The sequence below is a fragment of the Nostoc sp. genome (genome assembly GCF_035638895.1).
Lineage (GTDB): Bacteria > Cyanobacteriota > Cyanobacteriia > Cyanobacteriales > Nostocaceae > Nostoc.
Map to the genome: position 1 here is coordinate 1 of NZ_DASQZC010000365.1, position 2,299 is coordinate 2,299.

Here is a 2,299-nt window from a genome sequence, read left to right on the forward strand (position 1 = left end):
ACCAGTTGACTTGAAGGTTCCTGGCGCATTGACTAATTCATCAGGTTGATAAGCCTTTGCACGGATGGCACTGTGGGGACAAACCATCACGCACTTACCACATTGAACGCAGACATCCGGCTCCCATACAGGTATCTCTTCGGCAACGTTACGTTTTTCCCACTTGGCAGTACCTACGGGAAAAGTGCCATCAACAGGTAGTGTGCTAACAGGTAAATCATCACCTTCCCAAATCATGATTTTGCCTAGAACTTCTTGCACAAATTTGGGAATGGGGAGTGGGGAGTGGGGAGTGGGGAGTGGGGAGTTAGGAGTTAGGATTGTTTGGGGGACATCTACTTTATGCAAGTTATCTAAGGTGTTGTCTACAGCTTGCAAGTTCATGCGGACAACTTCTACGCCTTTTTTACCATAGGTTTTTTCAATTGCTTGTTTGATTTTAGCGATGGCTTCTTCTTGCGGCAAGACACCCGCCAAGGCAAAGAAGCATACCTGCATAATGGTGTTAATTCTGCCACCCATGCCACTGTCACGGGCAACCTGGCTAGCGTTGATTACATATAACTTCAAATGTTTGTCGATAATTTGCTGCTGTACCTTCAACGGCAGATATTCCCAGACGGTATCTGCATTGTATGGACTGTTAAGCAGCAAAGTCGCCCCAGAAATAGCAGCCTTCAAAATATCTATGCGTTCTAGAAATCCCCAGTGATGACAACCAATAAAGTTGGCTTGGTCAATCAAGTAGGTAGAGCGAATTGGCTCTTTCCCGAAACGTAGGTGAGAGACGGTCATTGAGCCAGATTTTTTGGAGTCAAAGACAAAGTAGCCTTGGGCGTAATTGTCGGTTTCTTCACCAATAATCTTGATGGAGTTTTTATTAGCCCCAACAGTGCCATCAGCACCCAATCCATAGAACATTGCCCGAACAACGTTATCCGATTCTGTAGAAAAGTTAGAGTCAAAGCTCAAGGAAGTATGACTAACGTCGTCATTAATCCCAATAGTAAAGTGATTTTTCGATTTAGCTTGAGCAAGGTTATCAAAAATGCCCTTCACCATCGCCGGAGTAAATTCCTTAGATGAAAGACCATAACGACCACCGATGATTTTAGGGTATGAGAAAGTATTTTCTCCCCCTGCCTCCCCTGCTCCCCCTGCTCTCTTATCTCCCCACGCTTCATGGATAGCAGCTACAACATCTAAATACAAAGGCTCACCGGCGCTACCTGCTTCTTTGGTGCGGTCGAGAACTGCGATCGCTTGTACACTAGTTGGTAATACTGCAACAAACCTTTGAACATCAAAGGGGCGGTAAAGTCGCACTTTCACTACGCCAAGTTTTTCACCACGGGCGTTAAGGTAATCTACTGTTTCATGGACGGTTTCACAGCCTGAACCCATAAGAACGATAACGCGATCAGCATTGTTGTCCCCGTAATATTCATAGATTTTATAATGCCTTCCCGTGCGTTCTCCAAATTCATCCATGATGCGCTGGACAATATTTGGACAGGCGTTGTAGTAAAGGTTAGCGCCTTCACGCCCTTGAAAATAAACATCAGGATTTTGGGCAGTACCCCGCAATACTGGACGGTCTGGGGTGAGCGCACGGCTACGATGGGCGAGTATTAGGTTATCGTGAATTAGCGATCGCAAATCGTCATCTGAGAGCAATTTGACTTTCTGCACTTCATGCGAAGTACGGAAGCCGTCAAAGAAGTGCATAAACGAGACTCGCGTCTCCAGGGTAGCAGCATGGGCGATGAGAGCAAAATCTTGGCTTTCCTGCACCGAAGCAGAACATAGCAGGGCGAAACCAGTTGCACGAGCTGCCATTACATCGCTATGATCACCAAAAATTGATAACGCATGGGTAGCCAAAGAACGGGCGGCAACGTGAACTACGGCACTAGTAAGTTCACCAGCAATTTTGTAGAAGTTGGGTATCATCAACAATAATCCCTGAGATGCCGTGAAGGTGGTACTCAGGGAGCCTGTTTGCAATGCCCCATGCACAGCACCAGCCGCTCCCCCTTCGCTCTGCATCTGCACGACGCTAGGAATAGTACCCCAAAGGTTGGGACGACCTTCTGCTGACCAAGCATCTGCCCATTCACCCATTGCTGAAGAGGGGGTAATCGGATAAATGGCAATCACTTCATTTAATTTGTAAGCAACACGGGCAACAGCCTCATTCCCGTCGATGGTTGCAAAGGTTTTGTTCATAATTGGATTTTTGTCCCCGCCTCTAAGCTGCATTATCAGAACATGTGAATATAAGAATCAAAAATAGCCA

At 46.5% G+C, this 2,299-nt stretch carries 1 protein-coding gene; it reads right to left on the reverse strand.

Translation table 11 applies throughout. From position 1 onward, the window contains the following. Positions 1–2,229 (reverse strand): pyruvate:ferredoxin (flavodoxin) oxidoreductase (gene nifJ, locus VE944_RS17895; RefSeq protein ID WP_324979635.1); only part of this gene is annotated, 2,229 nt, incomplete at its 3' end. Positions 2,230–2,299: the final 70 nt, after the last annotated feature.